General features: G+C 61.7%; 23 protein-coding genes and 1 pseudogene. 11 read left to right on the plus strand and 13 right to left on the minus strand.

Annotated features, from left to right (window positions below):
• Window positions 1–7: 7 nt before the first annotated feature.
• Window positions 8–2,017: a DNA helicase Rep gene (rep, locus tag HX868_RS27940; RefSeq protein WP_028618459.1), complete on the minus strand. Its 2,010-nt coding sequence runs from the start codon at window positions 2,015–2,017 to the stop codon at window positions 8–10.
• A 255-nt stretch (window positions 2,018–2,272) separates the two neighbouring features.
• On the opposite strand from rep, the gene HX868_RS27945 reads away from it, so the two are divergent.
• Window positions 2,273–3,937: a putative bifunctional diguanylate cyclase/phosphodiesterase gene (locus HX868_RS27945; RefSeq protein ID WP_177005059.1), complete on the plus strand. Its 1,665-nt coding sequence runs from the start codon at window positions 2,273–2,275 to the stop codon at window positions 3,935–3,937.
• 113 nt (window positions 3,938–4,050) lie between these two features.
• Here the strand turns inward: HX868_RS27945 and HX868_RS27950 are convergent, their stop codons facing one another.
• Window positions 4,051–5,448, minus strand: coding sequence for a NorM family multidrug efflux MATE transporter (locus tag HX868_RS27950; protein ID WP_122729853.1), 1,398 nt, complete (start codon window positions 5,446–5,448; stop codon window positions 4,051–4,053).
• A gap of 152 nt (window positions 5,449–5,600) precedes the next feature.
• On the opposite strand from HX868_RS27950, the gene HX868_RS27955 reads away from it, so the two are divergent.
• Window positions 5,601–6,521: a LysR substrate-binding domain-containing protein gene (locus HX868_RS27955; RefSeq protein WP_016975905.1), complete on the plus strand. Its 921-nt coding sequence runs from the start codon at window positions 5,601–5,603 to the stop codon at window positions 6,519–6,521.
• Window positions 6,522–6,698: 177 nt separating this feature from the next.
• Window positions 6,699–8,675: a methyl-accepting chemotaxis protein gene (locus HX868_RS27960; RefSeq protein WP_177005060.1), complete on the plus strand. Its 1,977-nt coding sequence runs from the start codon at window positions 6,699–6,701 to the stop codon at window positions 8,673–8,675.
• Window positions 8,676–8,678: 3 nt separating this feature from the next.
• On the opposite strand, the gene HX868_RS27965 is transcribed toward HX868_RS27960, so the two are convergent.
• Window positions 8,679–9,593 carry an ABC transporter six-transmembrane domain-containing protein gene (locus HX868_RS27965; protein ID WP_177005061.1) on the minus strand — a complete coding sequence of 305 codons (915 nt, stop codon included), beginning with the start codon at window positions 9,591–9,593 and terminating at the stop codon, window positions 8,679–8,681.
• Window positions 9,594–9,705: 112 nt separating this feature from the next.
• Between HX868_RS27965 and HX868_RS27970 the strand changes: the two genes are divergently transcribed.
• A complete protein-coding gene (locus HX868_RS27970; RefSeq protein WP_177005062.1) occupies window positions 9,706–10,290 on the plus strand; it encodes a TetR/AcrR family transcriptional regulator in 585 nt (194 codons plus the stop codon).
• On the opposite strand, the gene HX868_RS27975 is transcribed toward HX868_RS27970, so the two are convergent.
• The 3 genes from HX868_RS27975 to HX868_RS27985 form a co-directional block, all read right to left on the minus strand.
• Complete coding sequence (locus HX868_RS27975) at window positions 10,287–11,783, minus strand: YifB family Mg chelatase-like AAA ATPase (protein ID WP_177005063.1); 1,497 nt, start codon at window positions 11,781–11,783, stop codon at window positions 10,287–10,289. The genes HX868_RS27970 and HX868_RS27975 overlap by 4 nt on opposite strands.
• Window positions 11,784–11,877: 94 nt before the next feature.
• Window positions 11,878–13,149, minus strand: coding sequence for an MFS transporter (locus HX868_RS27980; RefSeq protein ID WP_246355602.1), 1,272 nt, complete (start codon window positions 13,147–13,149; stop codon window positions 11,878–11,880).
• A gap of 29 nt (window positions 13,150–13,178) precedes the next feature.
• The gene (locus HX868_RS27985) at window positions 13,179–13,439 is read right to left on the minus strand and encodes an accessory factor UbiK family protein (RefSeq protein WP_010207460.1); all 261 of its coding nucleotides are present in this window, start codon (window positions 13,437–13,439) and stop codon (window positions 13,179–13,181) included.
• Window positions 13,440–13,861: 422 nt separating this feature from the next.
• On the opposite strand from HX868_RS27985, the gene glnK reads away from it, so the two are divergent.
• The 4 genes and pseudogenes from glnK (at window position 13,862) to sutA (ending at window position 16,287) form a co-directional block, all read left to right on the plus strand.
• A complete protein-coding gene (gene glnK, locus HX868_RS27990; protein ID WP_002555808.1) occupies window positions 13,862–14,200 on the plus strand; it encodes a P-II family nitrogen regulator in 339 nt (112 codons plus the stop codon).
• Between the two features lie 34 nt (window positions 14,201–14,234).
• Window positions 14,235–15,572: an ammonium transporter gene (locus HX868_RS27995; protein ID WP_016975881.1), complete on the plus strand. Its 1,338-nt coding sequence runs from the start codon at window positions 14,235–14,237 to the stop codon at window positions 15,570–15,572.
• Window positions 15,573–15,783: 211 nt separating this feature from the next.
• Window positions 15,784–15,858 (plus strand): annotated as a pseudogene (locus HX868_RS28000) (secondary thiamine-phosphate synthase enzyme YjbQ); the annotation flags it as partial.
• Between the two features lie 102 nt (window positions 15,859–15,960).
• Window positions 15,961–16,287: a transcriptional regulator SutA gene (gene sutA, locus HX868_RS28005; RefSeq protein ID WP_016975879.1), complete on the plus strand. Its 327-nt coding sequence runs from the start codon at window positions 15,961–15,963 to the stop codon at window positions 16,285–16,287.
• Window positions 16,288–16,449: 162 nt separating this feature from the next.
• On the opposite strand, the gene HX868_RS28010 is transcribed toward sutA, so the two are convergent.
• From HX868_RS28010 to lptM, 6 genes are read right to left on the minus strand one after another with little or no spacing between them, the layout of a single operon-like run.
• Entirely contained in the window at window positions 16,450–17,148 is a 699-nt protein-coding gene (locus HX868_RS28010) for an HAD family hydrolase (protein ID WP_177005065.1), read from the minus strand.
• Window positions 17,145–18,044 carry a tyrosine recombinase XerC gene (gene xerC, locus HX868_RS28015; protein ID WP_016975877.1) on the minus strand — a complete coding sequence of 300 codons (900 nt, stop codon included), beginning with the start codon at window positions 18,042–18,044 and terminating at the stop codon, window positions 17,145–17,147. Before xerC ends, HX868_RS28010 begins: the two co-directional genes overlap by 4 nt.
• Before the next feature lie 2 nt (window positions 18,045–18,046).
• Entirely contained in the window at window positions 18,047–18,763 is a 717-nt protein-coding gene (locus HX868_RS28020) for a DUF484 family protein (protein ID WP_016975876.1), read from the minus strand.
• Window positions 18,764–18,776: 13 nt separating this feature from the next.
• Window positions 18,777–19,607, minus strand: a complete 831-nt coding sequence (gene dapF, locus HX868_RS28025; protein ID WP_123474796.1) for a diaminopimelate epimerase — start codon at window positions 19,605–19,607, stop codon at window positions 18,777–18,779.
• A 3-nt stretch (window positions 19,608–19,610) separates the two neighbouring features.
• Window positions 19,611–20,858 carry a diaminopimelate decarboxylase gene (lysA, locus tag HX868_RS28030; RefSeq protein WP_016975874.1) on the minus strand — a complete coding sequence of 416 codons (1,248 nt, stop codon included), beginning with the start codon at window positions 20,856–20,858 and terminating at the stop codon, window positions 19,611–19,613.
• A 9-nt stretch (window positions 20,859–20,867) separates the two neighbouring features.
• Window positions 20,868–21,038 carry an LPS translocon maturation chaperone LptM gene (gene lptM, locus HX868_RS28035; RefSeq protein ID WP_010207449.1) on the minus strand — a complete coding sequence of 57 codons (171 nt, stop codon included), beginning with the start codon at window positions 21,036–21,038 and terminating at the stop codon, window positions 20,868–20,870.
• Window positions 21,039–21,276: 238 nt separating this feature from the next.
• Between lptM and cyaY the strand changes: the two genes are divergently transcribed.
• From cyaY to rnk, 3 genes are all read left to right on the plus strand, one after another.
• Window positions 21,277–21,624: an iron donor protein CyaY gene (cyaY, locus tag HX868_RS28040; RefSeq protein WP_095013977.1), complete on the plus strand. Its 348-nt coding sequence runs from the start codon at window positions 21,277–21,279 to the stop codon at window positions 21,622–21,624.
• Between the two features lie 2 nt (window positions 21,625–21,626).
• Complete coding sequence (locus HX868_RS28045) at window positions 21,627–21,845, plus strand: DUF1289 domain-containing protein (RefSeq protein ID WP_016975872.1); 219 nt, start codon at window positions 21,627–21,629, stop codon at window positions 21,843–21,845.
• 131 nt (window positions 21,846–21,976) lie between these two features.
• A complete protein-coding gene (gene rnk / locus HX868_RS28050; protein ID WP_016975871.1) occupies window positions 21,977–22,390 on the plus strand; it encodes a nucleoside diphosphate kinase regulator in 414 nt (137 codons plus the stop codon).
• An 11-nt stretch (window positions 22,391–22,401) separates the two neighbouring features.
• On the opposite strand, the gene HX868_RS28055 is transcribed toward rnk, so the two are convergent.
• Window positions 22,402–25,242 (minus strand): class I adenylate cyclase, encoded by a 2,841-nt coding sequence (locus tag HX868_RS28055; protein ID WP_177005066.1) that lies wholly within the window; start codon window positions 25,240–25,242, stop codon window positions 22,402–22,404.
• Window positions 25,243–25,315 lie beyond the last annotated feature (73 nt).

Below are 25,315 nucleotides of genomic sequence, written 5' to 3' on the forward strand. Positions count from 1 at the left end.
GTCGATTCTAGCGCTTTAACATCGCGCGTATATCCGCCAAGGCGGTGTTGCCGCGAACGGCCTTCACCTCGGTCGGGGTGTCGTCATTGCCTTCCCAGGCCAGGTCGTCCGGCGGCAGTTCATCCAGGAACCGGCTGGGGGCACAATCGATGATTTCGCCGTATTGCTTGCGCTTGGCGGCAAAGGTGAAGGCCAGCGTCTGACGCGCGCGGGTAATCCCCACGTAGGCCAGGCGGCGTTCTTCTTCGATGGTGTCGGCTTCGATACTGGAGCGGTGCGGGAGGATTTCCTCTTCCATGCCCATGATGAACACGTAAGGAAATTCCAGGCCCTTGGACGCATGCAAGGTCATCATCTGCACGCCTTCGGCGCCGTCTTCCTCTTCCTGCTGGCGCTCGAGCATGTCGCGCAGCACCAGCTTGCCGATGGCGTCTTCGACGGTCATTTCGCCGTCTTCGTCTTTTTCCAGGGTGTTCTTCAGCGCTTCGATCAGAAACCAGACGTTGCTCATGCGGTAATCCGCCGCCTTGTCGCTGGAACTGTTGGTGCGCAGCCAATTTTCGTAGTCGATGTCCATGACCATGCTGCGCAGGGCGCTGATCGGGTCTTCGCCGGCGCACTGCTCGCGCACCTTGTCCATGAAGCGCTTGAAGCGCGACAGGCGATCGGTGAAGCGCGTGTCCAGGTGTTCGCCCAGGCCGATTTCGTCGGTGGCGGCGTACATCGAGATCTTGCGTTCGGTGGCGTAGTTACCGAGTTTTTCCAGGGTGGTGGAGCCGATCTCGCGGCGCGGCACGTTGATCACGCGCAGGAAGGCGTTGTCGTCGTCCGGGTTTACGATCAGGCGGAAGTAGGCCATCAGGTCTTTCACTTCCTGGCGTCCGAAAAAGCTGTTGCCGCCCGACAGGCGATACGGCACCTGGTGATGCTGTAACTTCAGCTCGATCAGCTTGGCCTGGTAGTTGCCGCGGTACAGGATCGCAAAATCACTGTAAGGCCGGTCGGTGCGCAAGTGCAGGCTGAGGATTTCCACGGCCACGCGCTCGGCTTCGGCGTCTTCGTTGCGGCAGCGGATCACGCGGATCTCGTCGCCGTGGCCCATCTCACTCCACAGTTGTTTTTCAAATTCGTGGGGGTTGTTCGAGATCAGCACGTTGGCGCAGCGCAGGATGCGGCTGGTGGAGCGGTAGTTCTGCTCCAGCATCACCACTTTCAGGGACGGGTAGTCGTCCTTGAGCAGCATCAGGTTTTCCGGGCGGGCACCGCGCCAAGCGTAGATCGACTGGTCATCGTCGCCGACCACGGTGAATTGGTTGCGCTTGCCGATCAGCATTTTCACCAGCAGGTATTGGCTGGCGTTGGTGTCCTGGTATTCGTCCACCAGCAGGTAGCGCACCTTGTTCTGCCATTTTTCGAGGATGTCGGCGTGTTCTTCGAACAGCTTCACCGGCAGCAGGATCAGGTCGTCGAAGTCCACCGCGTTGAACGCCTTGAGCGTGCGCTGGTAGTGGGTGTAGACGATGGCGGCGGTCTGTTCCTTGGGATTGCGTGCGTTTTCCAGGGCCTGGGCGGGCAGAATCAGGTCGTTTTTCCAGGCGCCGATCATGTTCTTGATCTCGTCCACGCCGTCGTCGCCTGCGTATTCCTTTTGCATGATGTCGGTCATCAGCGACTTCACGTCGGTTTCGTCGAAGATCGAGAAACCGGGCTTATAGCCAAGGCGTACATGCTCCTTGCGGATAATGTTCAGGCCCAGGTTGTGGAAGGTGCACACGGTGAGGCCGCGGCCTTCGCCACCCTTGAGCAGGGTGCCGACGCGCTCCTTCATTTCCCGCGCCGCCTTGTTGGTAAAGGTCATGGCGACGATGTACTGGGCGCGGATGCCGCACTGCTGGATCAGGTGCGCGATCTTGCGGGTGATCACGCTGGTCTTGCCGGAGCCTGCACCGGCGAGCACCAATAGAGGGCCGCCGACGTAGTTCACGGCTTCTTGCTGCCGGGGATTGAGTCGGGACATACAGAATTTCAGGAGTCGTTGTTCAAAAGGGCGGGCATTTTAACAGGCTCGCAGGATTCTGCTCTGTCAGAACGACAGTGTGACGTACCACTCGATCTAAATTTGCCGGTTTTGATACTTTGCCGCAGGATGTCGGGGTTATTTGCGACTAATGTTTACAGTTCGCGTGTTTGATAACCCCTATCATTGGTGATTATCTGGCCGCACGTCATAATGCCCGCCGCCACGAAATTTTGCAGAGTCTAGGGAGCTAGCTTGTCTACGCCTGTCGAACCCTTGCGTTTGCTGCTGCTGGCCGATGAGCCGGCGTGGGCAGCGTTGTTGCGCGAGTGCCTGGCGCCGATGGGCGATGGGGCTGTGCTGATCAGCGCGCCAAATTGGGAGTCCGTGAGCCGTCTGTTCGATGACGACCACAGCGCCGTGCTGTTGACCACGCCCAGCCTGCAACCCGGTCCTGGCCGCTGCAGCCTGCCGTGTGTATTGCTGCTGGAGCAGGAACCGTTGGTTTCGCCGCTTGGCGTCAGCGATTGGCTGGTACGGGATGTATTGGATGCCGATACAGTGCGCCGCTGCCTGCGCCACGTCCGCGAGCGCGGGGTATTGGAAAACACCCTGCAACGCCTGGCCGAACAGGACCCGCTCACCGGGATCGCCAACCGCCAGGGCTTCCAGACCCTGCTGACCGCGCGCCTGGCCGAAAATGAAGGCCGTGGCCTGGCCCTCGGCCATTTGGACCTCGACAATTTTCGTCACGCCAACGATGCCCTCGGCCATCAGGCCGGCGACCGGCTGATCCTGCAAGTGGTCTCGCGGCTCAAGAGCCAGCTTGAGGTCGGTGACCAACTGGCGCGCCTGGGCAGTGACGAATTCGCGCTATTGATCGACACCCGTCGCGCACCTCAGCGTGCCGAGTGGATGGCCGAGCGCATCACCGAAGTCATGGCGGAACCCTACTGGGTGGATGGCGAAAGCCTGCTGATCGGCTGCAGCCTGGGCGTGGCCCATGCCCGCGCCCGTGCTGGCGCCGACCCGCTGATGTGGCATGCCCATATCGCCATGCAACAGGCGAAGAGCACCCAGGGCTGCACCTTTCATATCTTCAATGAACGCATCAATCGCAACGCACGCAGCCTGGCCGACCTGGAAAGTGAGCTGCGCCGCGCCCTGCGTCGTGACGAACTGGAGCTGCATTACCAACCGCGCCTGGACCTGGACGACGGGCACATCGTCGGCCTTGAAGCCCTGGTGCGCTGGCGGCATGGCGAGCGCGGCCTGTTGCCGCCGAGTGAATTTGTGCCCCTGGCCGAGCAAAGCGGGCTGATCGTGCCGTTGGGCTACTGGGTGATCTCCCGCGCCCTGCGCGACATGCAGGACCTGCGCGAACGCGGCCTGCCGCCGCTGCACATGGCGGTCAACCTGTCGTTCCGCCAGTTCCAGGACAGCCAGTTGCTCTCCACCCTCAGTCGGCTGATTGCCGAGCGGGGCGTGGAGGCGCAATGGCTGGAGTTTGAACTCACCGAAACCGCCGTGATGCGCCGCAGCGACCTGGTCAAGCAGACCATGGACGCCCTCGGCCGCCTGGGTGTGCGGTTTTCCCTGGATGACTTTGGCACCGGCTTCTCATCGTTCGTGCACCTCAACAGCCTGCCGATTGCCTTGCTGAAGATCGACAAGAGCTTTGTCGGCGGCATGGAAGAGCGCGAAGAGAACCGCAAGCTGGTGCACGCCATGATCAACCTGGCGCACAACCTCAACCTCGAAGTGGTCGCTGAAGGCGTGGAAACGCCGGAGCAGCTTGCGCTGTTGAGGCTGTTTGGCTGCGACCAGGCCCAGGGATACCTGATCAGCAAGCCGCTGCCGTTGCCGGAGTTGGTGGAGTACCTGACGTTCGGCAATGGCCAGCACGCCTTGCTGGGTTGAATGGGTTGCGAACCCAGTCAACTGTAGGAGCCGGCTTGCCGGCGATAGCGGTGTATCAGTATCAGATGTTCTGACTGACACGGCGCTATCGCCGGCAAGCCGGCTCCTACAGGTTAATGCGCGGTGTGGAGTGCCTGGTGAGGTTCCGGTTCTTGCCGAATCATCCGCTTCATCTTCGCTTCAAACGCCCAGGTCAGGCTGACTGCCGCGCACGCCAGGCCCAGCGCCAAGCCCCACCATACGCCGGTCGGCCCCCAGCCCAGGGTGAAGGCCATCAGCCAGGCCGACGGTGCCCCAATCAGCCAATAGCAGCCCGCCCCGATCAGGAAGGTGGTCTTGGCGTCCTTGAGTCCGCGAATGCAGCCCATGGCGATGGTTTGCACGCCGTCGAACAACTCGAACCACGCCGCCACGGCCAGCAGGCTGACGGCCAGGACGATCACGTCGTGGAACGCCGGGTCGTTATGGTCGATGAGCAGTCCGATCAACGGGTCGGAATAAAGCCACAGCATGGCGGCAAATCCCAACATCACCGCTGCGCCAAATCCTATGCCGACACGCCCGGCCAGGCGCGCTTGCAGCAACTGCCCGGCGCCGTAATGCTGGCCGATGCGCATGGTCACCGCGTAGGACATCCCCGCCGGCACCATGAACGCCACCGACACAATCTGCAACGCGATCTGGTGCGCCGCCAACTGCGTGCTGCCCATGGTGCCCATGCACAGCGCCGCAAAGGCAAACAACCCGACCTCCACCGCATAGGTGCCACCAATCGGCAGGCCCAGGCGCCACAACTCGCGCAGGTACTGGGTATTGAGGCGCATCAGGCCGGGGGCCAGTGGGTAGGCGGCATAGGCGCGGTTGCTGCGGATGTACCACATCAGCGCCAGTGCCATGCCGTTCGCGACGATGGCGGTGACCAATCCGATGCCCATCAGGCCGAGCTTGGGCAGGCCGAACATGCCCTCGATCAGTGCGTGGTTGAGCAGATAATTCAGTACTGTGCCGCCGAGGCTGATGACCATCACCGGAGTGGCTTTGCCGATGGCGCTGGTAAAGCCGCGCAAGGCCATGAAGCTCAAGTAACCGGGCAGCGCGAACGGCAGGATCGTCAGGAATTGCCCGGCCGACTGCACGTTGGTTTCCGTCTGGCCGAACATCAGCAGCAGCGGCTTGAGGTTCCACAGCAGTAAGCCAGCCGCCAAGGCCATCAGCCAGGCGAGCCACAGCCCGGCCTGGGTCAGGCGGGTGGCGCCTTCGATATCACCGGCGCCGTGACGGATGGCGACAAGCGTGCCCACGGCGGCAATCACGCCGATGCAGAAGATCGACACGAACGAATAGCTTGCCGCGCCCAGGCCGCCACCGGCCAGGGCTTCGGGGCTCAGGCGCGCCATCATCAGGGTGTCGGTCAGCACCATCAGCATGTGCGCCAACTGTGAAGCAATCAACGGCCCTGACAGCCGCAGAATGGCCCAGAGTTCGGTACGTGCTGGATGTTGCATGATCATCACACTCGAGAAATCGGAGGATTGGGGAAGGGTTGATTCTCGGCGCTCTCAGCTGATTGCACAAAGGGATAAATGCGATCGTTCACATGATTAAAACTCATGCCGGCTCGATTCTGGTAGGGTTTGCGCATTGCGTTGTCGGAGCCTTCCCAATGTCCCGTCGCCTTCCTCCTCTTTACGCTTTGCGGGCCTTTGAGGCCGCTTCCCGGCACAACTCCTTCACCCGTGCGGCGGAGGAGTTGTCGATTACGCAAAGTGCGGTGAGCCGACATATCCGCACGTTGGAAGAGCACTTCGCCTGCCGCCTGTTCCAGCGCAGTGGTCGCACTTTGCAGCTCACCGAAGCGGCGCGCCTGCTATTGCCCGGCGTGCGCGAGGGTTTCGCCGCGCTGGAGCGGGCCTGCCATACCTTGAATGCCGAAGACGACATCCTGCGCATGAAGGCGCCGTCCACCCTGACCATGCGTTGGCTGTTGGCGCGGCTCAGCCGTTTCCGCGCGTTGCAGCCGGGCAATGAGGTGCAACTGACCAGCGCCTGGATGAGCGTGGACGAGGTGGATTTCAACCAGGAGCCGTTCGACTGTGCGGTGCTGCTGAGCTACGGGCATTTCCCGGCGGATTGGGAGGCCAGTTATCTGTTCCCGGAATTGCTGATTCCGGTCGGTGCGCCAAATCTGCTGGAGGATGGGCCCTGGGATGCCGCGCGCCTGGCCACCGCCGAGCTGCTGCACCCCACGCCTGACCGTCGTGACTGGCGCAACTGGCTGGAGCGCATGGGCTTGTCATCCCAGGTATCGCTCAAGGGCGGACAGGTGTTCGACACCCTCGAACTGGGCATGATTGCCGCCGCGCGAGGTTACGGCGTCTCCATGGGCGACTTGCTGATGGTGGCCGAAGATGTGGCCCAAGGGCGGCTGAGCCTGCCCTGGCCGACGGCGGTCGCCAGTCGCGAAAATTATTACCTCGTGTGGCCGAAAACCCGCCCTGGCGGCGAGCGATTACGGCGTTTGGCGGAGTTTCTGCAAGCAGAGGTCAAGGCCATGGAATTGCCCCAGGTCGAACGTCTCGACTGAGCGGAGACAGACCGTTCGTGCAATCGTTTGCGCGATACCCCTGTGATTCGCTCAAGTATTGCCTCGGCCCGCCGAAGTAGGTGTGTTGGAACCATCGTGCACCAACGCTTCCCACTAGATAATTTGCCGAGCAGCGCTATGAGATCAGGATGATCCTGGCCTCGGCCAGGAGCTGTCATGTCTCAACCTCGTGCTCGGATTGCCTCCCAGTTAGGCCTCGCGTTAGCCGTGATTCTGGCTGTCGTCATCAGCGGCAGTACGGTGTTTGCCTTGCGTTCTCTCGACTCCGCCAACCTCGCGACCCGTGAGGAACACCTGGCCAGTGAGGCGCGCTTGCTCGCCGACCAACTCAATACGTTCCACAGCACCTTGCGCGAAAGTACCCAGCGTTTGAGTGGGCTGTTTGAAAAGCGCTTCGGCGCGGGCTTGAGTGTGCATGCAGACCAGCCGGTGACTGTGGCTGGGGTACAGACCCCTAGCCTGTACCTGGGCAGTGAAGTGCTGAACAACAACTTCGATGAAGTGGATGAGTTCAAGCAGATGTCCGGCGGCGTGGCCACGGTGTTTGTGCGCAGCGGCGAAGACTTCATCCGTATCAGCACCTCCTTGACCAAGCAGGACGGCAATCGTGCCATCGGTACGGTGCTGGATCGTCAGGGGCCAGCCTATCAGCGCGTGCTCAGCGGCCAGACCTACATCGGCCGTGCAGTGTTGTTCGACCGCTCCTACATGACCCAGTACAGCCCGGTGCGTGACAGCCGCGGCCAGGTCATCGCCGTGTTGTTCATCGGGTTTGACTACACCGATGCGCAGAATGCCCAGTTCGAGAACCTCAAGCGCTTCCGCATCGGCCAGACCGGCTCCCTGGCGTTGCTGGACGAGCAGAAGCGTTGGCTGGTGCCGCCGGCGGGCGTGCAGGCGCTGGACCAGGCGATCCCAGTGATGCTGGACCTGGCCAAGGCGCCGGGTTCGGGCCGCTTCTGGGCGGACAAAAACGAAGACTTCTACAGTGTGTCGGTGCCTTTCGACGGCGGGCCGTGGGCTGTCGTCGCGAGCATGCCCAAGGCCGAGATTCGCTCGGTGACCTGGGACGTCGGCATCCGCCTGGTGATCGGTAGCGTGCTGGCCATGCTGCTGGCGGTCGGCGCAACGGTTTGGCTGCTGCGTAGCAAATTAGCGCCATTGGGCGACCTGGTGCGCCAGGCCGAAGCCCTGGGTGCGGGCGACTTGAGCGCACGCCTGAATGTGTCCAGCCATGACGAAATCGGCCAGTTGGCGCGCAGTTTCAACCAGATGGGTGAAGCGCTGTCGACCATGGTCTCGCATATCCGCAAGGCGGCCGAAGAGGTCAACAGCCGCGCCCAGGCGTTGTCCGGGTTGTCCGGTGGCGCGTATGAAGGCATGGAGCAGCAGTCCGGCGAGATCACCAGCATGGCCGGCGCGGTAGAAGAGTTCAGCGCCACCTCGTTGAACATCGCCGACAATATGGGCAGCACCGAACGCCTGGCCCAGGAAAATGCCCAGCAAACCCGTATCGGGCGCAACTCGATGCAAGAGGCTTCGTCGTCCCTGGAACACATCGCCACCGCCCTGAACAGCACCGCCACGGTGATCAACACGCTCGGCCAGCGCTCCCAGGAAATCGGCGGGATCGTCGGTGTGATCACCTCGATTGCTGAACAAACCAACCTGCTGGCACTCAACGCCGCCATCGAAGCCGCACGCGCGGGTGAGCAAGGCCGAGGCTTTGCCGTGGTCGCCGATGAAGTACGCAACCTGGCGTCGCGTACCCGAGAGGCCACCGACGAGATCTCCGGGATGATCCAGAGCATCCAGCAGGAAACCGGCAACGCCATCAGCACCATGGAGCGCGGCAATGTGTTGATGCAGGAAGGCCTGTCGCGTAACGCCGACGTGGCGTCGGCCCTGGCGCGTATCGACGAGCAAAGCCGCTCCGCCGGTCAGCAGTTCGCGGCGATCACCACCGCCACCCAAGAACAGAGCAGCACCGCAACCTTGCTCAGCAGCAACCTGCAGAGCATCGCGTTGGCCAACAGCGAGCAGCGCGAAGTGGTGTCGAACCTGGCGATCACCGCCAAGGAACTGGAGACCCTGGCGGCAGGCTTGCGGCATGAGGTGGATAGGTTTCGTTGAGACCTAGCGGTCGCCCAGCCCTGGGTCCACGCGCTTGCCGATGTCCTTGAGGCGCGCCAGTTGGTCGACCATGCCTGGGGCTTCGTCCATGCTGGTGACGAAGGTCCACAGGTAAGTCATGACCGCGTACACGTGACCGGCCTTGACGGCGGGGGACAAGGCCAACTGGCTGATGGCGACCACAAAGAGCAAGGCGGCCAGCGTACCGAGAAACAGGTACGCAGCCGCCTCGCGGTCTGACAACCAGATCCGTAGGCGCGACAGCACCTGGTAGTGGCGTCGCAAGGTCGGCGCACCGACTTTTTCCACCAGGCCGATTTCCTTTTCCAAGCGATTGTTCAAGCGCTCATGCAGCTCTTGGTTACGTTGGGCAAAGCGCGGCAACAGCGTGATGCACAGCACCAGTGCGCCCAGGCACGCGAGACCGACCCAGGGCTCGATCACGATCAGCATCACCGCCGCGCCAATAATCGATACCAGCGCCGTGGCGATGATCGGCACGTGCTTCTCAAAGAAGTCGACGAATTCCCGTGCGAGCACCACCCGTGCCGCTGACTTGGAGGTGCTGTGGTTCTGCAGGCGCTGGTTCAGAATTACCGGCACCGCCAGGTCGGCGTAGATACGGGTAAAAGTCCGTGTATCCAGCGCCCGGCGTGCCGCACCGACGACCCAGAACGCCAGGACCACGGCGGCATAGAACAGCGCGTTGCTGGCGTCGCCACGGATGATTGCATCCACCGCAAACCCGGCAAACAACGGGTATGCCAGCAGCAGGGCATTTTCCAGCGCGACCAATGACAGCGTGCCGAACAGCTTGCCGGGATAGGCTTTGGCGATCGCCTTGAGGGTTTGGCCGGCGGATTGCTGGCCAATTTTCTTGCTTTCTTCGATCAGGATTTGAGGGGTGACGGATGTCATGGGTGCACCAAAGGGATGATAGACGCTATTATTGAGCGACTGCTCAAGTATCCTTGAGCGATCGCTCAAAAAGCAAGCGCCGCTTATCTGCTGGCGCCGAAAGGAATTGCCTATGTCGCGTATCGACCGCAAAGACCAGATCATCGCCGCCGCCCTGGAGCTGTTTCGCAGCAAGGGGTTTGCTGATGTGTCCACCCGCGACCTGGCCGAACATGCCGGACTGTCCCGTAGCCACGTCTATCACTACTTCAGCGACTGGAAAGAGCTGCGCCGCGAAGCCTTTGTGCGGTTTGCCAACGAACAGTTGGACGAAGTGCGTGCGCCTCTGGCAGAAGCACCACCTCTGGAAGCCTTCGTGGGCTTTTTGCGTGACTGCCTTCCGAGCACCGCCGATGCAGGCTGGGCGCTGTGGCTGGATGCCTGGGACGAAGCGATGCAAGACCCGCAAATGGCCCAGGCTTACCTGGTAATCAATGCTCAATGGCAAGGCATGCTTGCCGAAGTGATCGAGCGAGGTGTCGCTGCCAATGTCCTGCGTTGTGACTCGCCACAACGCGCTGCCCGCCAGATCTTTGCCGTGGCGATGGGATACGCCGACGACTTGATGCTCAAACCCTCCACGGAATCGGCCGAGGCGGCCTTGGATGAAGTGATGGAAGTGGCGCGGTTGCTGCTGGACTTCCCCGCGTCATCCTAGCCAACGGCCGCGGGCCGATACTGCAACGCTTCCGCCAGGTGCGCCCGGGTGATGCTATCGGCGTGCTCAAGGTCGGCTAGGGTGCGTGCCACTTTGAGCAGCCGATGGGCTGCGCGCAGGGAAAGCGTCAGCCGTTCACAGGCGTTTTCCAGCCAGCATTCGTCGACCTTCGCCAGCGTGCAGTGCTTGCGTAGCCCCGGCAGATCAAGGAAAGCATTGGCGCAGCCCTGGCGTTTCTGCTGGCGCTCACGGGCTTTGGCGACCCGTGCCGACGCCTCGGCTGTGTTATCGCCCGCCTGCTGAGTTGGATTCAACGCGGTGGTTTCTCGCGCCACAGTGAGGTGTAAGTCGATGCGGTCCAACAGCGGCCCGGAGAGCTTGTTGCGATAGCGCTGGATCTGCTCCGGCGTACAGCGACATCGCCCACTGGGTTCGCCCATGTACCCGCAAGGGCAGGGGTTCATGGCGGCCACCAGTTGGAAGCGGGCTGGAAAGCTCACGCGATCGCGGGCACGGGAAATTACGATATGCCCTGATTCCAGTGGCTCGCGCAGCACCTCCAACACTTTGCGGTCGAACTCTGGCAGCTCATCCAGAAACAGCACGCCGTGATGGGCCAGGGTGATTTCGCCGGGTTGCGGTTTCGATCCACCCCCCACTAATGCTGGCCCTGATGCAGAATGATGCGGCTGACGAAACGGTCGGTGCGGCCAATGACTCAGCGGCGCCAGACTGACTACCGACTGAATCGCCGCCACTTCCAGGGCTTCCTGCTCACTCAACGGTGGCAACAAGCCCGGCAGGCGGCTGGCGAGCAAGGTCTTGCCGGTGCCGGGCGGGCCGCTGAACAGCAGGTTATGCGCCCCCGCCGCTGCAATCAGCAGTGCGCGCTTGGCGGCGAGCTGGCCCTGTACTTCGCTCAAGTCCGGGTAAGGCTTGTTCAGGTACAGCAAACCGTCGGATTTGTAGGGCTCGATTGGCTGATGTCCGTTCAGGTGCGCCACCACCTGCAGCAAATGATCCACCGCGATCACTTTCAACCCCGACGCCAGGCAAGCTTCCTCGGCATTCGCCCGCGGCACTATCACGGTGCGCCCGGCCTTGCGTGCCGCCAAGGCCGCCGGCAACACGCCTTTCACTGCCCGCACTTCACCGGACAGTGCCAGTTCTCCCAGGCATTCCACGTCGTCGAGCATCAACGCCGGCACCTGGACGCTGGCCGCTAGTATCCCCAGGGCAATCGCCAGATCAAAACGCCCACCGTCCTTGGGCAGGTCGGCGGGCGCCAGGTTCAGCGTGATGCGGCGGGCAGGGTATTGCAGTGCGGAATTGAGAATGGCGCTGCGCACCCGGTCCTTGCTTTCCTTGACCGCCGTTTCCGGCAGGCCTACCAATGTCAGGGACGGCAAACCATTGGCCATATGCACCTCGACGGTGACGGCAGGGGCTTCGACGCCGATCTGGGCGCGGCTGTGGACGATGGCGAGGGACATGCTCGTTCCTTGAACAATGGAGGCCGCTTCCTGCGGTTTCTCAAAGGTAGTCGAGGGAACGGAGGTGCAACGAATCAGACTTTTACAGGACGTATCAATGCGCAAAGGCACGGGGGTACTTATCCAGGTAAGCGCCATTGAGTTGCGTGTCTGGGGCGCGCATGAAGGTGCGGAAATCGGGGATCAGGAACACCAGCAGTGACAACCCCAGCACCATCGCACCTAAAGACGTGATAGTCAGGGTGACACCGAGGTGAGCGATCAGCCCATTCATGGCGAAACTGCCCAACGGGCTGGCCGCTGCGGACAGAAAGGAGACGGTGGCGAAGATCCGGTTGCGATGTTGCTGGGGCGTCGCCAGCAGCCTCACGGCCGAGGTCGGAATGTTGATCAGCATCAGGCCCACCCCGCCGCAGAAAAATGCCAGTGGCACCACGACTATCGATGAGAGCGTGCCGGCCAGCCACAGAGTGCCCCCCAACAGTGCGAAGCCTGCCGCGACACACAGGTCGCGGGGCACTCGATGGGTCAACCAACCGATGATTTTGTAGCTGCCCGCCAGGATGCCCAGACCGAAGCACGCATCCAGCAGGCCGAGGTAGGTGATCGGGTAGTGGATAACCGTCTTTACGTACAGCGGCAGCAAGATGGTAAAAAACGGAAACAGGGCAAAGTTGACGAGCATCGCCACAAGGGCCAGGTAGAACTCGACTTTCACCCCGTAGACCGCCTTGAAACCCGAGTAAATCATGCGCCAGCCGCTGGCAGCCGGGCTGTGTTCATCGGGTGCGCTGGCGCCGAGGCGGAGTGGGATGGATGCAATCAGCACTGCTGCGCCAAGCATCGCAAAGAAGTCGACGGTAAGCGCCAACGTGGTGCCGAAGGCAAAAATCAACGCGCTGGCCATGACTGGCCCAAGCAGGTTGGAAATGGACGAGAGCATGCTTTTGGTGCGCATGGCCAGTGAGACCTGATCGTCACGCGCAAACAAGGGAATGATCGATGACTGCAACGGGTCACGCACACCGGCGACGGCACTGCTGACCAGCATCAGGGCGCCGACGCTCCAGGGGTTGAACAGCTGCGTCGCAGACAGAAAAACCATCGACAGCGCGGTCAGCACGCTGGTCAGGGAGGCCAGCCTGAGGATCAGGATCTTGTTGTACTTGTCGCCCAGCCAGCCCAGCAGCGGGCGGGCCAGCACCTCCGCTGCGATTGAGCAGGCGATCATGTTGGCGAAGGCGAGGGCGGAACCGGTTTCGTGCAACGCCCACCACGCCACGGCGAGTTGGTTGCAGCGGCCACCAAGTACCACCAGCAAAAAGCTGAATTGTATTTTCAGCAGGTGCCGGTCGAGGGCTGGCAAACAACCCCACATGGACCGATTAATGCGGGTTATTCGCCCGCTGGCGTCAACCGCGCTTCCAGCTCAGCCACCTTGGCCTCCAGGCTCTCCAGCCGCGCACGCGTGCGGGCCAGCACTACCATTTGGCTATCGAACTCCTCGCGGCTCACCAGGTCGAGCTTGCTGAAACCGCTTTGCAGCAATGCCTTGAATTGGCTTTCGATTTCATTGCGGGGCAACGGCGTGTCACCGCTGAACAGGCGAGAGGCGTGGCCGCTCAGGGCGTCGAGGAGGTCTTTGGGCGCGAGCATGGGAAATATTCCGGAAAACTGTTGGCCGGCAGTGTATCACGCAGCGTCTATAGTCTTTTTCACGACAGCGGGCGCACGCTTTTCGCGCAGAGGGCCGGGCGGCGGTGCACTGTTTTTGTGCGCATTGCAACCGCCGAAGAGGCCCGCAGGTGGGCATAAGTGGGCAAAGGACTGATTTCAGTGATTTTTACGGAGCTGGCAAGGTTTCTGCTTAGACGATCATGACCCATGCACTGATGCAGTCGCTGTGACGAATGCAGTGCGCCGACGGATCAGGGGTACAGGTTTCGTCACCAGTGGTTCGCTGGCGTCGCAAAGGCAAATGCCGAGGCGACGACGCGTTACAAAGCCAGGCACTGCGCTTAGACTTGAGACGGGTTTGTTTTCCTGGGGCAAGTCCACCAATTCGGGAGAGAGTTTTCATGAAGCTAGTCACTGCCATCATCAAGCCGTTCAAGTTGGACGATGTGCGCGAGTCGTTGTCCGAGATCGGCGTGCAGGGCATTACCGTTACTGAGGTCAAAGGCTTCGGTCGGCAGAAGGGTCATACCGAGCTGTATCGCGGCGCGGAATACGTGGTCGATTTCCTGCCGAAGGTGAAGATTGATGTCGCCATTGACGACAAGGATCTTGATCGGGTTATCGAGGCGATAACCAAGGCCGCCAACACCGGCAAGATCGGTGACGGCAAGATCTTCGTGGTCAATCTGGAACAGGCTATTCGCATCCGTACCGGCGAAACCGATACCGACGCAATCTAAGCCGCCAAACCCCAACGCCCCAGGAGAAAACAATATGACTCTGCGTAAATTCGCAGGGCTCGGAGCCCTGTTGTCCATCGTAATGCCAAGCCTGGCCATGGCGGCAGACGAAGTGGCTGCTCCAGTCCTCAATTCCGGCGACACCGCCTGGATGCTGACCGCCACCGCTTTGGTGCTGTTCATGACTATCCCTGGCCTGGCGCTGTTCTACGGCGGCATGGTCCGTTCCAAGAATATTCTGTCGGTGATGATGCAGTGCTTCGCGATCACCGGCCTGATCAGCATCCTGTGGGTCGTCTACGGCTACAGCATCGCGTTCGATACCACCGGTATGGAACAGGGCGTCGTCAATTTCAACTCCTTCTTCGGCGGCATGGGCAAGGCGTTCCTGGCGGGCGTGACCCCGGCCAGCATCACCGGCCCTGCGGCATTGTTCCCGGAAGCGGTGTTCATCACCTTCCAGATGACCTTCGCCATCATCACCCCGGCGCTGATCGTCGGTGCCTTCGCCGAGCGTATGAAGTTCTCTGCGATGCTGATCTTCATGGCGATCTGGTTCACCCTGGTCTATGCGCCGATCGCGCACATGGTGTGGAGCGGTAACGGTGGCCTGATGTGGGACTGGGGCGTGCTGGACTTCGCCGGCGGCACCGTGGTGCATATCAACGCCGGTGTGGCTGGCCTGGTGGCGTGCATCGTGCTCGGCAAGCGCAAAGGCTTCCCGACCACCCCGATGGCTCCGCATAACCTGGGTTACACCCTGATCGGCGCGGCGATGCTGTGGATCGGCTGGTTCGGCTTCAACGCCGGCTCCGCGGCTGCGGCCAACGGCACTGCGGGCATGGCGATGCTGGTCACCCAGATCGCTACCGCTGCTGCTGCACTGGGCTGGATGTTCGCCGAGTGGATCACCCACGGTAAGCCAAGCGCACTGGGCATTGCCTCGGGCGTGGTCGCTGGCCTGGTTGCAATCACCCCAGCCGCAGGCACCGTGGGCCCGATGGGCGCCCTGGTGATCGGCTTGGTTGCCGGTGTGATCTGCTTCTTCTGCGCCACCAGCCTCAAGCGCAAGCTGGGCTACGACGACTCCCTGGACGCCTTCGGCGTGCACGGTATCGGCGGTATCGTGGGTGCGATCCTCACCGGTGTGTTCGCAGCCCCTGCGCTGGGCGGCTTCGGCACGGTGACTGACATCGCTGCGCAAGTCTGGATCCAGTGCAAAGGTGTTGGCTTCACGGTGATCTACACCGCGATCGTGACCTACATCATCCTCAAGGTGCTGGACATGGTCATGGGCCTGCGGGTGACCGAAGAGGAAGAGGCGGTCGGCCTCGACCTGGCGCAACACAACGAACGCGGCTACAACTTGTAATAGTGTGAAAAAAAGATGCCCGGCTTGCCGGGCATTTTTTTGCCTGGCGTTTGTCAGTCATACCAATGTGTAACGGTTTTTACGCCGGGTTTGTGATGGGATGCACACGGCACTTTTCAGCGTGCGAATGTCTTACAGGCATGTAGGCGTATTCGACACTTTGTTTTTTCCCAGAGCGCGCTAGAATGCGCGCCGATGGGCGCAGAACTGTATTTATCTGGGCGAGCACCGTGATCATGGCGGTGCTCGTAAAGTCCTCGTCGCTTTGCACGGTGATGGGGCATAAGCCACTGGTTATCCAGTGGATGTTGATTTTTCCTCGGCGGCCTCGACAGAGGATGAAGCTGGGCTATAACTAATCTGCTTTTCGCAAGTCATGAGGTAGAACATGAGCGACGATGATCTGGAAAACGACGAACTCGAAGTAGGTGACGAAGACGACACCGAAGAAGGTCTGGAAGCGGCGGCGGAAGACGTTGCTGACGACGACGGTGGCGATGACGCACCTGCCCCAGCTGCCAAAGGCAAAGCCAAGGCTGCTGTGTCGGTAGATGAATTGCCAAGCGTTGAAGCCAAGAACAAAGAGCGTGATGCCCTGGCCCGTGCGATGGAAGAGTTCCTCGCTAAAGGCGGCAAAGTGCAGGAAGTCGAGGCCAACGTGGTGGCAGACCCACCGAAGAAGCCGGATAACAAGTACGGCAGCCGACCTATCTGAGGTCAGCACCCGCTTGTAAGAAAAAGCCCGCCGTCGCTGCGGGCTTTTTCATGGGTGTCTGTAGGAGCGAGCTTGCTCGCGAAAACCGTCAACGATAACGCGGGCATTCTGAATGAACGCAGTGCCTAGGCGTTCTTCGCGAGCAAGCTCGCTCATACAGGTTTATGTGTTCCAGCTTGCGAGCAGCGGCGGCAGTTCTGTCAGGCTGCGAATCTCCGCATCCGGGCGCTTATCGGCTTCCCACACCTTACCCGTCGGGTTGAACCACACCGCCCGAAGCCCCGCCTGCTGTGCCCCGGCAATGTCATCCCCCGGATGATCGCCAATGTGCACCGCCGCACTGGCGTCCACGCCACCGCGCTGCAACGCTTCCTGAAACAATCGCGCATCCGGCTTGGCGATGCCGATGTCTTCAGCGCGCAGGGCAAAGTGGAAGTAGTCTGCCAGGCCCACGCGCTGCACGTCGGCGTTGCCGTTGGTGATCACCCCCAGCAGGAAGTGCTGCCGCAGCGCCCGGAGCATGGGCTCCGCTTCGGGGAAGGGAGTGAGTTGGTGCCGCGCGTGAATGAACGCTTCGAAGCACACATCTGCCATTTCCGTAGCCTCAGGCTGTGGATAGCCGGCTTCTTCAAATGCATGCATCAACACCCGGTGGCGCAGGATGCTGATGCGGTGCTTCAGCTCGGGATGACGCTCCAGCACCTGCTGGCGAAGACTGGCGAAATGCTCCAGCGGCAAGTCGCCGACCTTGGCGGCGTTAAGCGCCAGCCATTCGCGCATCGACGCTTCGGCACTGATGATGACGGGTACGTTGTCCCAGAGTGTGTCGTCCAGGTCGAAGGTGATCAGCTTGATACTCATGAGTCGCCGCCCTTGATTCGTTTGGCCCGTGGATGGGCGCTGTCGTACACCGTTGCCAGGTGTTGGAAATCCAGATGGGTGTAGATCTGTGTGGTCTTGATGTCTGAGTGGCCGAGCAGCTCCTGAACCGCGCGCAGGTCCTGGGACGATTCCAGCATATGGCTGGCAAAGGAGTGTCGCAGCATGTGTGGGTGCAGGTTCTGCCCCAGCTCGCGCTCGCCGGCGGCCTTGACGCGCACTTGAATCGCCCGTGGCCCCAGGCGTCGGCCTTGCTGGCTGACAAACACCGCGTCATCCGCGGGGTTGGTCAGCAGGCGCAGCGGCAGCCACAGTTGCAAGGCTTCCCGGGCTTTGCGGCCCACCGGCAGCACGCGCGTCTTGCTGCCCTTGCCGAGCACTTGCACCAGGCCGTCCGCCAGGTCCAATTGGTCGAGATTCAGGCCGGTCAGCTCCGACAGGCGCAGGCCCGATGAATAGAACAGCTCAAGAATGGCTTGGTCGCGATGGGCCAGGAAGTCATCCTCGACGGCGCCATCCAGCAATTGCAGGGCGCGGTCGGTGTCCAGGGTCTTGGGCAGGCGCCGTTCGCCCTTGGGCGGTGACAGGCCGTTGGCCGGGTCGTGATCGCACAGGCCTTCGCGGTTCAAATAGTGATAGAGCCCGCGCACCGCCGAGAGCAGGCGCGACAGGCTGCGCGAGGATTGACCCGCCTGGTGCAGGCGTGCGATCAGGCTGCGCAGGCTCTGGATATCCAGGGCCTTCCAACTGTTGATCTGTTGTTTCGCGCAATAGGCCAGGACCTTGTTCAAGTCCCGCCGGTAGGCTTCCAGGGTATGGGGCGACACCTGGCGCTCGTTGCGCAGGTGAGCGCAATAAGCGTCCAGTTGCCGTTCCATGGCTAGCGCACCGCGCGCAGGGCAGTGGTGAAGCGCGGCAGGACGCGGCCCAGTACTTCGGCGATGTAGGTCAAGAACAGGGTGCCGACTGAACTCTTGTAATGCTGGGGATCGCGGCTGGCGATGGCCAGCACACCGTGCAGGCCTTGATGGCTGAGCGCGACCACCGCCGTGGAGCCGATCTGCAGGCGCTGTTCGGCACCAAACAGGAAGTCCAGCTCATGCTCGCGCAAGGTGCCGCTGATGGTCTTGCCTTCGGACAGCAGGCCGCCGATAGCGGTTTGTGCGTCGCTGCCACTGACCCAGCGTCCCACCGGCATCGGGTTGTCGCTGAACAGGATCAGGCTCACGAACGGCACCTGGAAGTCCTGGCGCAGGCTGTCTTCCACGGCGATCACCGTCTCTTCCAGGCTGGTGGCGTCCATCAGGGTCAGGATCAGGCGACGGGTTTTCTCGAACAGGCGGTCGTTGTCGCGGGCGACGTCCATCAGGTGCGAGAGCTTGTGGCGCATCTCGATGTTGCGCTCGCGCAGGATCTTCATCTGCCGCTCCACCAACGACACGGTATCGCCGCGCTGGTGGGGGATGCGCAGGGCCGGCAGCAGTTCTTCGTGCTCGACGAAGAAGTCCGGATTAGCCTCAAGGTACGCCGCGACGGCAGCGGCCTCCAGACTGTCGCTCGGGGATGCTTGTGCGGGTACTTGAGGCTTATCGGTCATTGGATTGGCTCACTCATAGACGGACCTGTCCTTCGTATACGCGCGAGGCCGGCCCGGTCATCAGCACCGGGTGGCCAGGGCCTGCCCACTCGATGGACAAGCGTCCGCCGGGCAGGTCGATCAGCAGCGGCGAATCCATCCACCCCTGGCTGATCGCGGCTACGGCAGCGGCGCAAGCACCGGTGCCGCAAGCCTGGGTTTCGCCGGCGCCACGTTCCCACACGCGCAATTGCGCGCGGGTACGGTCGATCACCTGCAGGAAGCCCACGTTGACCCGCGCCGGAAAGCGCGGGTGGTGTTCGATCTTCGGCCCCAATTCATGCACGGGGGCGTTGTTGATGTCATTGACCCGCAGCACGGCATGGGGGTTGCCCATGGACACGGCAGCGATATCGACGGTCTTGCCGTCAACGTCCAGCGCATAGCTGACGGCCTGCTCGGTGGCCTGGAACGGAATGTCCGCCGGCACCAGGCGTGGCGCGCCCATGTTGACGCTGATCTGGCCGTCGCTGCGGATATCCAGCTCGATCACGCCGCTCTTGGTCTCGACGCGGATCTGCCGCTTGGCGGTCAGGCGCTTGTCCAGCACAAAGCGCGCAAAGCAGCGCGCACCGTTGCCGCACTGTTCCACTTCGGAACCGTCGGAGTTGAAGATCCGGTAACGGAAATCCACCTCCGGGTTGCTTGGCGCCTCGACGATCAGCAACTGGTCGAAACCAATGCCGGTGTGACGGTCGCCCCACTGTTTGGCGTGCTTGGGCAGGATATGCGCGTGCTGGCTGACCAGGTCGAGGACCATGAAATCATTGCCCAGCCCGTGCATCTTGGTAAAACGCAGCAGCATGGCTTACTCCGGCAGCAGGCTTTCGCCAGCATACAACTCGGCTACCGTCTCGCGGCGACGCACTTCAAACGCTTGATCACCGTCCACCAGCACCTCGGCGGTACGGCCGCGGGTGTTGTAGTTGGAACTCATGACAAACCCGTAGGCACCGGCCGAATGCACGGCCAGCAGATCGCCTTCTTCCAGGGCCAACTGACGGTCCTTGGCCAGGAAGTCGCCGGTCTCGCAGATCGGACCTACGATGTCGTAGGCGCGGGCTTCGCTGGCGCGCGGCGTCACGGCGGTGACATTCATCCAGGCCTGGTACAGCGCCGGGCGGATCAGGTCGTTCATCGCCGCATCGACGATGGCGAAATCCTTGTGCTCGGTGTGCTTGAGGTACTCGACCTGGGTCAGCAGCACGCCGGCATTGGCGACGATATAGCGACCAGGCTCGAACATCAGCGTCAGGTCACGGCCTTCGATGCGCTCGCGCACCGCCTGGATATAGTCGGCAATCAGCGGCGGCTCTTCGTCGCGATAACGCACGCCCACGCCACCACCGAGGTCGATGTGGTGCAGGTAGATGCCGCATTCACCGAGACGGTCGATCAACGCCAGCAGGCGGTCGAGCGCATCCAGGAACGGCGGCAATGTGGTCAGTTGCGAGCCGATATGGCAGTCGACACCCAGCACTTCCAGGTTCGGCAGTTGCGCGGCGCGGATGTATACGTCCTCGGCGTCGGCAATGGCGATGCCGAACTTGTTCTCTTTGAGACCGGTGGAAATATACGGGTGGGTGCCGGCATCGACGTCGGGGTTGACGCGCAGGGAGATCGGCGCGCGAACGCCCATCTCGGCGGCCACGACCTGCAGGCGTTCCAGCTCGTCGGTGGATTCGATGTTGAAGCAATGCACGCCAACTTCCAGGGCACGGCGCATGTCTTCGCGGGTCTTGCCGACGCCGGAGAACACGATCTTGTCAGCCTTGCCGCCAGCGGCCAGTACGCGTTCCAGCTCGCCACGGGACACGATGTCGAAACCAGCGCCGAGGCGCGCCAGGACATTCAGTACGCCGAGGTTGGAGTTGGCCTTGACCGCGTAGCACACCAGGTGCGGCACGCCGTCGAGGGCGTCGGTGAAGGAGCGGTATTGGGCTTCGATATGCGCACGGGAATACACATAGGTCGGGGTGCCAAAGCGCTGGGCAATCGCGGACAACGCCACGCCTTCCGCGAACAGCTCGCCGTCCCGGTAGTTAAAAGCGTCCATGGGATTCCCTTATTCGTAGGTGTCGTGCTTATGCGCTTTGGAAGGCTTTTGCGACGATTGCGCCTGTTCATTCGGGTCTTTACTGTCATCGGGCAGGTACAGCGGGCCTTTTTGACCACAGGCACTAACTAGGCAAGCGACCGCGACGAGCGCAGCAAGGGAAGAGATCAGGCGCTTCATGGCGAAATCCTTGAATATGCATTAATTGCGCCCGAGTATACCGACCACCCGCCAGCTTGCCTATGCGCTGGAATACCCGTCCGGCGGGGGTTTGCCGACACAGCCGGGAAGCGTACTACGCTGCGTGAGGATTTTTCACACCGTCAATCGTGTTGAAATCGGTATCCTTTGCAATCGGCGGGGCTCGCCCGTATCGTGCGGCGCTTGAGCAAAACCAGACACTTTTGAGGTTGCCACAATGAGTTTGACCGAAGCCCGTTTTCACGACCTGGTGGATTCGACCCAGCAGGCGCTGGAAGATATTTTCGACGACAGCGACCTGGACGTGGACCTGGAAAACTCGGCCGGCGTGCTGACCGTCAAGTTCGAAAGCGGCCAGCAACTGATCTTCAGCCGCCAGGAGCCGTTGCGTCAGCTGTGGCTGGCGGCGCGCTCCGGTGGTGTGCACTTCGACTACGACGAAGAAAGCGGCAAATGGCAGTGCGACAAAAGTGAGGAGCTGTTGGGTGAAATGCTCGCGCGGCTGGTCGAGGAATATACCGGCGAAGCGCTGGACTTTGATGAGTTGGGGCAGGACGAGAACTGACTGTGACCCAGCCTGCACCCGTCCGCCCACCCAAGCCGCTGTTCAGTAATGTCAGCCCCGCGGTGCCATCACCTTGTATCAGTTTGTGTCGCCTGGATGAGCAAAAAGTCTGCCTCGGTTGCTTCCGCCACGTGGAAGACATCCGTGAATGGCGCTCTGCCGACGATGCCCGCCGCCGGGTGATCTGCGCCGAGGCCGAGCAGCGCAGGGCGCGCGCCTGAGGTCGTCTTGTTTATTTGTGACGCTGTGGTAGTGTCCGGATACGCCTCAACTCATCGAGGCCCGTGAGAACCCCGCCTTTTCCTGGCGGGGTTTTGCTTTTTTGTGCAGAAAAAAGGAGTCTGCCTGAATCATGACCACCGCACCTTCCATCATCCTCACCCGTCTTGACGTGCAGCGTCTGGAGCAACTGATCGACCGCCTGGGCGACGAATCTCCCGGCGTCGAAGCGTTGCAAGCCGAACTCGACCGCGCCGAAGACGTGGTTGGCCACGATGAAGTGCCTGCGGGTGTCGTGACCATGAACTCCAGCGTGCATTGCCGTGAGCAAAGCAGTGGCAAGGACTACCACCTGACGCTGGTCTACCCGAAAGACGCCAATGCGGACGAAGGCAAGATCTCGATCCTGGCGCCGGTGGGCAGCGCCTTGCTGGGCCTGCAGGTTGGCCAGCATATTGACTGGCCTGCGCCGGGCGGAAAGACGCTCAAGCTGGAACTGCTCAGTGTTGAAGGCCAGCCCAAAGACGGTGGCGCATTCTCCATGTAACAAGAGCCGCTCTAAATCTGGCTCAGTGCCACATTGAGCGACAGCTCCAGCTCGGCCTTGTAACGCAGGTACAGGTTGCTCGGGCTTTGCACATCGCCGAGCAGGCCGGACAAGTCCAGATCGGTGATGTAGCAGCGGTAACGCTCGATCTCCCGGCGTTGCCCGACGATTTCCTGGGCGACCTCTGCAAACAGTTGGTCGCCAAATTCCAGTTCGGAAAACTCCCGCTGATTGCAGTACAAGGTAATGCCAACCTGGCCCGGCGCGGCCTTGCCGATAATCGCCTGCACGTCGTAAAACGGTTTGTTCGCCGGGTTCAGCGGTGCGGGTCGAGGTTCGATGCCGCGCGCGCGACCGCTGCCTGACGGCAATAGCTGGTAATACAAGACCTGCACCGCGCCCAGCGGCTCTTGCGGATCCAGCGGCGACAGTGCGTCCCGGCGATAAATGATCGATTGCAGGAAGCGCTGCAACGGCGCCAACAGGCTCTGCTCATCGTGAAACGGCAGGCGCTGTTGCCAGAGCGCGTTGAATTCATCCAGCACATACAGCTCGGCGAAGCCTTCGTTGGCCCGGTAGAACACCTGCACGCAATCGGCCATGCCCATCGGCAGCAGCAACGCCAGGTCGTGGTCTTCCAGGGCCATGGCGTCCAGGTGCAACGGGCTGTAGCTGGCCAATTCTTCGCTGAGGTAGGCGATCAGCGCGTCCTGGGTCGCCAGTGACACATGATTGGCCTGACCCGGCATCAACTCCATCACGTGATAATGCTGCTGCACCTGGAGCAAATAGCGGTGATTGCCCTGGCCGAGCAGCAGGTTCTGCGCGGTGTCGAAGATTTCTTCCACGCGCTGGGCAATGAATTGCGCACGGTTGTGACAGAAACAGCGCACCCGCAAGCGTGGCAGGTGGTCCGACGGCAACTGGTTGAGGTAGTCGCGCAGGCAGTCGAGCAGCGCGTGCGGGCCGTCGTAGCGGCTGACCATCACCTCGTTCCAGCTGTTGAGCGTGACCTGGTCCAGCGTCAGCACCAGGTTTTCGCGTACACCGGCATAGCTCAGGGAGTCGGTGCGCTCGGTGGTCATCAGGATATTCAGGTCGCGGTGATGCTTGAGCGGGTCGACGCCGACGTTGATCAGCAGCAACACTTCTTCGGGCACTGCCGAGCGCAGGAGGCGCTCTTCGTCCACGCTGGCCAGGGGCAGGGCGATGGTCTGTTGCAGGCTGCCCAGCAGGTTGAACAGCTCGAATTCTGTCATGTCGCTGGTGCCGGGGTGCAGCGCCAGGCGGGTGCTGCTGTCGATCACGCCGTTGCGATGGCACCAAGTGAGCATTTCCAGCAGGTCGCGGCTGCGCTTGATCGGCGCAAAATGCTCCCATTCCAGCGCCGTGAGGTTACCGTTGTAAAGGCCCCAGTGGTGCTGGCCCGGCTCCTTGCGGTTGGGCGATTGCACCAGGGTCAGGGTGTCTTCGGCCAAGTCCGGGGCAATGCCGGGGTTGATGAACTCGACCTTGCCGGCCTTGCGTTCAAAGGCGGCGTACAGGCGCCGACCCAGCACATTGAGGTCGCGCTTGTTGATCAGGCTGACCGTTTGTTCGGTGCGGGCGAATTGGGTCAGGAAGCGGTAACTGTAATTGAGCTCGTTCACCAAGGCGCGGCGCTCGGAAGCGACCTGGCGCACTTTCCATTGACTGCGGCTGTCGAGCAACGCCAATTGGCGCTGGTCCCAACCCCATTCATGGGCCAGGCGCTCCAGCAGCAGGCGTTGCCAACTGGTGGTGCGCTGGCCCGCGCTGAGCTTGCGGTTGACCTTCAGGTACAGTGCGCGCCGCACCAATTCCAGGCGCTCGGGCTCGTTGCGGGCCTTGAGGTATTCCTCGATGCGGCGGTACACCACGATGTACGGGTCCAGCTCATCCAGGTCCATCTGGTTGGCGAACACCGCTCGCTTGAAGCGCAGGCTCAGGCAGTGCACGTTCGGATGTTCGCTGGCGTAGACCTCGGTCAGCAGCAGCTTGAGCACGGATTTGTAGGGCGATTCGATGCCCTTGAACAGTTGCCATAGCCCGGCACCAATGAATTCGCCTGGGGGAATGCGCGCCAGGTGACCCAGGTCGAGGGTTTCATCGGCGCGGATAAAGCGTTTGGAAATCAGCGTGTGGGTGAAATCGGCATAACGGGTTTCTTCATACACCGGCACCAGCCACCAGATCGGCGTGCGTCCGGCCAGCCAGATGGCGGTGCGGTAGAACTCATCCAGCAGCAGGTAATGCTGGGTGGTGCCGCAGTCGTCGGAGCTCAGTTGGGTGTCGCGTTCACCGAGCACGAAACGTGTCGGCTCGATCAGAAAGAAGTGCGCCTCGGCCCCCATGGTCAGGGCCCAGGCTTCCAGCAGTTGGCACTTTTTGCGCAGCTCGGCCAGTTCTGTCTCGCTCAAGTCGGCGGCGTGACACACCCACACATCCATGTCGCTCTGGTCTGCCTGGGCCAGGGTGCCCAGGCTGCCCATCAGGAACAGGCCGTGGATCGGTCGCGGCGGGTTGCCGTGCCGTGTCTTGTAGGAGAAGGAGCGTGTCAGGCGCTGGGCTTCGGTGAGGGCTTGGGCGTCCGGTTCGTAATTCGACAGACCCGCCGGCGTACTGCCTGACACATAGCCCGGCAGCAGCGGATGGTTAACGTGGAAAAACAGCGGCAACAGGTTCAGCACGCTTTGCTGGCGCGGCGTCAGCCCCTCGATGGCCCGGGCCATACGGCCTTCATTGAGGGCCATGAACCGCGCGCGCAACTGGGCCAGCACCTTGCGGTCGATGCCTTCGTCCAGGTCGGGGCGGATTTCATGGGTGCGGGTCATGTCGAACTCTGTGGCTCGCAGGGCCCGACGTGGGCGGCCGTGTAGGAGTTTACAGCCAGTAGCGTAGGAGGTT

It is taken from the genome of Pseudomonas reactans, from assembly GCF_013385825.1.
In the GTDB taxonomy this organism is placed as follows: domain Bacteria; phylum Pseudomonadota; class Gammaproteobacteria; order Pseudomonadales; family Pseudomonadaceae; genus Aquipseudomonas; species Aquipseudomonas reactans.

Coding starts and splice junctions, on each gene's coding strand:
- rnk (WP_016975871.1), top strand. CDS start 21,977: ATGACCACCGCACCTTCCATCATCCTCACCCGTCTTGACGTGCAGCGT.
- HX868_RS28055 (WP_177005066.1), bottom strand. CDS start 25,242: ATGACCCGCACCCATGAAATCCGCCCCGACCTGGACGAAGGCATCGAC.
- HX868_RS27950 (WP_122729853.1), bottom strand. CDS start 5,448: ATGATCATGCAACATCCAGCACGTACCGAACTCTGGGCCATTCTGCGG.
- dapF (WP_123474796.1), bottom strand. CDS start 19,607: ATGCTGCTGCGTTTTACCAAGATGCACGGGCTGGGCAATGATTTCATG.
- lptM (WP_010207449.1), bottom strand. CDS start 21,038: ATGAAGCGCCTGATCTCTTCCCTTGCTGCGCTCGTCGCGGTCGCTTGC.
- HX868_RS27985 (WP_010207460.1), bottom strand. CDS start 13,439: ATGCTCGCGCCCAAAGACCTCCTCGACGCCCTGAGCGGCCACGCCTCT.
- HX868_RS27955 (WP_016975905.1), top strand. CDS start 5,601: ATGTCCCGTCGCCTTCCTCCTCTTTACGCTTTGCGGGCCTTTGAGGCC.
- HX868_RS28010 (WP_177005065.1), bottom strand. CDS start 17,148: ATGAGTATCAAGCTGATCACCTTCGACCTGGACGACACACTCTGGGAC.
- HX868_RS28020 (WP_016975876.1), bottom strand. CDS start 18,763: ATGACCGATAAGCCTCAAGTACCCGCACAAGCATCCCCGAGCGACAGT.
- HX868_RS27965 (WP_177005061.1), bottom strand. CDS start 9,593: ATGACATCCGTCACCCCTCAAATCCTGATCGAAGAAAGCAAGAAAATT.
- rep (WP_028618459.1), bottom strand. CDS start 2,017: ATGTCCCGACTCAATCCCCGGCAGCAAGAAGCCGTGAACTACGTCGGC.
- cyaY (WP_095013977.1), top strand. CDS start 21,277: ATGAGTTTGACCGAAGCCCGTTTTCACGACCTGGTGGATTCGACCCAG.
- xerC (WP_016975877.1), bottom strand. CDS start 18,044: ATGGAACGGCAACTGGACGCTTATTGCGCTCACCTGCGCAACGAGCGC.
- glnK (WP_002555808.1), top strand. CDS start 13,862: ATGAAGCTAGTCACTGCCATCATCAAGCCGTTCAAGTTGGACGATGTG.
- HX868_RS27995 (WP_016975881.1), top strand. CDS start 14,235: ATGACTCTGCGTAAATTCGCAGGGCTCGGAGCCCTGTTGTCCATCGTA.
- HX868_RS27975 (WP_177005063.1), bottom strand. CDS start 11,783: ATGTCCCTCGCCATCGTCCACAGCCGCGCCCAGATCGGCGTCGAAGCC.
- HX868_RS27970 (WP_177005062.1), top strand. CDS start 9,706: ATGTCGCGTATCGACCGCAAAGACCAGATCATCGCCGCCGCCCTGGAG.
- sutA (WP_016975879.1), top strand. CDS start 15,961: ATGAGCGACGATGATCTGGAAAACGACGAACTCGAAGTAGGTGACGAA.
- HX868_RS27960 (WP_177005060.1), top strand. CDS start 6,699: ATGTCTCAACCTCGTGCTCGGATTGCCTCCCAGTTAGGCCTCGCGTTA.
- lysA (WP_016975874.1), bottom strand. CDS start 20,858: ATGGACGCTTTTAACTACCGGGACGGCGAGCTGTTCGCGGAAGGCGTG.